General features: G+C 62.4%; 6 protein-coding genes. 3 read left to right on the forward strand and 3 right to left on the reverse strand.

All coding sequences use genetic code 11. The annotated features are described in order from the left end of the window. Together P8X48_12650 and P8X48_12655 are read left to right on the forward strand one after the other, a co-directional pair. On the forward strand, positions 1-256 hold a 256-nt coding region (locus P8X48_12650; protein MEJ2108154.1), incomplete at its 5' end, for a hypothetical protein. Between the two features lie 480 nt (positions 257-736). After that, positions 737-994 (forward strand): DUF4396 domain-containing protein, encoded by a 258-nt coding sequence (locus P8X48_12655; protein MEJ2108155.1) that lies wholly within the window; start codon positions 737-739, stop codon positions 992-994. Positions 995-1,069: 75 nt separating this feature from the next. Here the strand turns inward: P8X48_12655 and P8X48_12660 are convergent, their stop codons facing one another. Continuing rightward, on the reverse strand, positions 1,070-1,498 hold the full coding sequence (locus P8X48_12660; GenBank protein MEJ2108156.1) for a hypothetical protein: 429 nt from the start codon (positions 1,496-1,498) through the stop codon (positions 1,070-1,072). A 57-nt stretch (positions 1,499-1,555) separates the two neighbouring features. Beyond that, positions 1,556-1,954 carry a DUF3224 domain-containing protein gene (locus P8X48_12665; GenBank protein ID MEJ2108157.1) on the reverse strand — a complete coding sequence of 133 codons (399 nt, stop codon included), beginning with the start codon at positions 1,952-1,954 and terminating at the stop codon, positions 1,556-1,558. A 644-nt stretch (positions 1,955-2,598) separates the two neighbouring features. On the opposite strand from P8X48_12665, the gene P8X48_12670 reads away from it, so the two are divergent. After that, a complete protein-coding gene (locus P8X48_12670; GenBank protein MEJ2108158.1) occupies positions 2,599-4,215 on the forward strand; it encodes a hypothetical protein in 1,617 nt (538 codons plus the stop codon). Here P8X48_12670 and P8X48_12675 read toward each other — a convergent pair. Beyond that, the gene (locus P8X48_12675) at positions 4,185-4,556 is read right to left on the reverse strand and encodes a hypothetical protein (GenBank protein MEJ2108159.1); all 372 of its coding nucleotides are present in this window, start codon (positions 4,554-4,556) and stop codon (positions 4,185-4,187) included. The two genes, P8X48_12670 and P8X48_12675, sit on opposite strands and share 31 nt — an antisense overlap. Between the last annotated feature and the right edge of the window lie 209 nt (positions 4,557-4,765).

A 4,765-nucleotide genomic window follows, 5' to 3' on the forward strand; every position in this document is an offset into this window, starting at 1 on the left:
CCCGGAGCTGCGCCAGGAGCTACGGCTGATCCTCGACGTTCAGCTGGCGGATCAGCGTTCCGCCTGGGATATGCAGCCGGACGGCACCTACGTTCACCGCCAGCCGCCCGACGAGACGGCAAAGGGAACCCAGGAGACCCTGATCGCAGTCGCAGAGCGGCGCTTGGCGGCGGCCTCGAAGCACCGCGAGAAGAAGGTCCGCTCGCGCCTGGTCAACCATTTCCAGCGCCGCCTGCGCAGCAAGGAGCTCGACTGAAGGTGCATCCTGAAGGACCTCGGAGAATCGACCGGGCTACGGCGCCCCGCGCTTCCCCCCTGCGCGACTGGCTGAAATCAACCAGAGCGGCGGATATACCCGGCTCAGGTGCACGCTATAGGTCTTCATCTGCATCCTCGGTCGCTCGCGCGCATCTTATAGAGTATGGCCCAAGCTGGGGACAGGGCCGCAGGCACTAACGAGTGGCGTACAATCCGGCGTGTCGCGAGACGGTGCGGGGCCGGGTGCACACTTGGTGATATCGCTCCGCGAAGTGCTATCCGTACATGCCCCGTCGATTGGCCCTGTAACACTGAGGAGTGCATCAAGGGGACAGAATTGATAGTACCCACCGGCATTGTATCTTCGCCGAGTGGCTGATCGTTCTGGTCCCTCTCATCCTGTTCGGTCACCTGATTTTCGGCGCCTGGGTCTACGACTACATCCTCGCGTTCAGCTTCGGGATCCCAATACTTCACGATCGCGCCAATGCGGGGCCTGGGTGTGGGCGCCGGGCTGCGGGAGGCCCTGAAGGCAGATACCCTATCGCTGACCGCCTGGCAGATCCGCATGTACGGCTGGATGGCGGTCGTGGTCTTCGCGACCTTCGGGCGTGAGCTTCCGAAGACCGGCCCCGTGTTCTGGTTCATGATGCAGATCGCGATGTTCGCCGGCTTCATCACCAGCTACCCGGTGAACTGGTGGCTACTCCGCGGCGGGATCAAGGAGGCGATGTAGCTCCTTGATCGCGACACGGTGCTGGCTGGGGGAGAAGCTAGCGGTCTTCGCAGCTCCGCCTGCCGCGGACGGACGTCACGCCGATGCGTCAGCAAGGCGTCGTTCATCGACAAGATAGAGCCAGGCCGCAAACAAACCGTAGATACCGAACTCGACGAATCCAAAGGCGAACCAGGCCAGCGCCAGAGATGCGGGAATCGGATAGAGGACAAACTGATTTAGGTCGACCAGCAAGCCTGCGAGCAGGCCGAAGAAGGCACCGTGGCCAAGGACCCGCTTTACCCCGGGGGCGCGAACACAGGACGCATAGGAATAGACGAACCGCACGGCGAGCCCGGCGGTCAGCAGCAGACCGAGCATCATGCTTCTGTCAGCCACGGGACGCGCAATCGCATCGAGGGCCATGTTGGCCTCGCGCAGAAGCACCATGCGGACAACGGCGTTCCAGGCGAGGGCGAATACGAAGATCACGCCCGCTGTGACCGCAAGCCGCCGAAGGTTCATCGCTCACCCCTTCCCTGATCCGATGCCGAATGCCGCGCCCCGTTCCTGAAGATGGGATTACCCGGGCAGCGTGTACTCGAGCTCATAATAGTGCTTGTCGCCCTCGACCCTTAGCTTCAAGGCGCCAGCGATCCCAGACAGCTCGCCGGTCCCGGAATCGGGAACGATGCTGATCGATAGCAGCTGGGCGCCCCCGTTCATCGTGCCAGTGTGCTGCAAGACAAAGCCGCCGGTGCGCCCGTGCAGGCTGCCTGACACGCGCTCCATCGCAACGTAAGCAGCCGAACCATCAACCGGCGTACGCGCCGTCAGCATCTCTCCCCGGCCGATTCCGACCAGGCCGCCTTCAAACTTCTTCTTGAAAGTCATGCGCCCCAGATTCAAACCGTCCGAGCTGCTTACATCGCCCTGCGGCTTGATCTCGACAATGAAGGTTCCGTTCGCCACGCGCGTCATTCACCACCCCCTGACAGCAGAAATCCTGCGAGAGTGTGCCACACAGACGCCCTTGATCAAGTGGCGAGACCGCGTGTCGAAGGCCTGCCCGGCACCAGCCGAGCGCCCGGCGCAAATCCTGGGTAACACAGCGATGTTCTGCGTCCCAGGCGTTGTGCTCCCCTGCTCGCCCCCCCGGCCCGGCCCTCGCTCAATCCACTGAAGCCGAGGCCTTAGGCAACCCCCGGAAAATAAGGTACCAGTCAGAATTGATGCCAACGGCGACCTACCATCTTGGACACTGGATCCCGGCATCCAAGCCGGGGATGACGGCGCTGGTAGATTATTTCCAGGGAGCTGCCTTAACCGGTGTCAGGACCCGCTTCTGAGCTCCGGTAGTCTCAACTACGTAGATCTCCACGCGCCGGTTGTGCCGCCGTCCTTCGACGGTCGCGTTGTCAGCAACTGGGCAGTTCTCGCCGAAGCCCTCGGCCACCATGCGGTCGGCAGCAACCCCTAGCGAGGCTTCGCCTCAGACCGACGAGGCATGAGGTGGTCTGCGGTGTGCGGCGGCCCCGGTTGAGCGACGGGAGGCTATGCTCCCAGTGTAGCCGCGCGCAGCGGCGTGTGGCTCGTGGCCAAGATGTCAACCGGGGCCTGCGATCATGGTAAACCAAACCGTCGCCGAGTTGCTGCAAGACCATGTCACCCTGGACCTCGAAGGGATCGACCGGCTGTATCTGAACCTGTATCAGCCGCGGCTGCAGACCGGCGGCGGGGTCGCCAACTTCTTCAAGGTTCATCGCGGAGCCAAGGTCGCCTCGACGGTGCTGATGGCCCCGCTCAGTCGGGACTTCGTCAAGGCGATCCACGCCTTTGCCAAACGCGAAGGGGTCAACATCGTCCCCTTCCTCAAGGGGCAACGCAAAGACGAGGTCACCCGCGAACGGCTGAAGGACTTTTCCCGCCCGGAGGGGGTGTTGTACATCGGCACCGCGCAGGAGCGTTTCGCCAGCTTCCGCATGATCAAGAAGCGCAACGTCCAAACCGGCCAGGCTTACCCCTGGTTCACCCGTGGGACGGTGATGTGCAACCACTACTACTTCTACCTGGTCGATGAGGACTTTGGTCCTCTGTTCATCAAGTTCTGCTCTTACTTCCCCTACACCGCGCGGGTCTGCCTCAACGGTCATGAGTACGTCAAACGGCAGTTGGCCAAGGAGGGGATTGCCTTTGAGGCCCTCGACAACGGGCTGCTCGCCTGTGCCGATCCGGCCCGCGCACAACAGATCTTGAATGACCTGACCGAAGACAAGATCGTTGCCGTGGTGAGCAAGTGGCTGGTCCGCTTGCCCGATCCTTTCACGCCGGAGGACCATGCGGCCGGCTACAACTTTCAACTCTCCATCCTGCAAGCGGAGTTCTCCCGCACCCAGGTGTTCGACCGGCCGCTGTCCGGGCGCCATCTGTTTGAGGAAGTCATCCGCGAGAACCTCGACCTGGGACGGCCGGAGAAGGTCAGCTTGATCTTCAATCGGAGAATCACCAAACGCACGCCGGGCACCTTCCACACCCGCGTCATGACCCAAGGGGTTATCCCTTCGCTGCATGTCAGCTACAAAGCCTCCGAGATCAAGCAGTACTTCAAGGAAAGTCGGGCCCTGCGCACCGAGACCACGATCAACAACACCCATGACTTCGGCATCGGACGAAATCTCAACAACCTGCCCGCCCTGCGGGCCATCGGCTTTGCCGCCAACCGTCGGTTGCTCGAAGTTGAGACCATCGCCCAGGATTGTCTCCTGGCCGAGGCGGTGTTCGATCAGGTCACCCAACCGCAGGTGGTCGCCGGCCAGCGCGCCGCCGGGCTGCACTTCGACGATCCGCGGGTGCTGGCGCTATTCACCGCACTGTGCCTGTTCCTCACCCAGCCGGAAGGGTTCCGCCATGCCAGCCTGCGCGACTGGATGGCGCAGGCACTCGGGGTGCCGCTCGCTGCCTACTCAGGCGCACGCATGACCTATGATCTGCGGCGACTGCGGCTGCACGGCCTGATCGAACGGATTCCACAAAGCCACCGCTACCGGGTCACGGGCCTGGGACTGCGGGTCGCTCTATTCTTCACCAAGGTGCACAGTCGCATCCTGCGCCCAGGTTTGTCCCAACTGTTCGACGGCTGCCACAAGGCGCCCAACCGGCCCATTGCCACCGCCATGAACCGACTGCAGCAGGCGTTTGCGGACCTGTTCGATCAAGCGAAACTGGCACCCGCCCAAATTTGACTCACGCGCGCAGAAAGTTTGTCCTCAAGGAATCCTAGGGCCTCGAAGTACTCGACGCACTCGGGCAGGTCGATGAACATCGCCGGACGCGCCCCACCATCGACCGTGCCACCCCCTTCCCCGAAATCCGCATAGATGCGCTCGCAGTCCGCTCGGGTCCGCGTGGACCTGGGTCTGGAGGCGCACTCCTCGATCGCCGCCTCTCGCGGCGGGGCAATCTTCGCCTCCCTGGCTTCCTCGCATCGCTGCCGGAGTTCCTCCAATGACGCAGTCTGGGAGATCGCCGGTGAGCCAACCACAAGGGCAAGCAGGGATACCGAAAAAAGAGGGGCCTTTTTCATCGATCGCAACCCTGGGGACTCAGGAAGCGTTGAACGGGAAGAGCAGGGGCGCAACCAGCAGGGTGACGAGATAGGTCAGGAAAAGCAAGGCGAAGCCTACCTTTCATCTTGATCTCTCTCCATTCGTCGGAACGAGAAAAGTGGTGATTGGAAATCAGCATCCTTGCGCCGACTGGAGCGGAGTCAAAATGCTGCCGTCAGCGACACCG

It is taken from the genome of Acidiferrobacteraceae bacterium, from assembly GCA_037388825.1.
Lineage (GTDB): Bacteria > Pseudomonadota > Gammaproteobacteria > Acidiferrobacterales > JAJDNE01 > JARRJV01.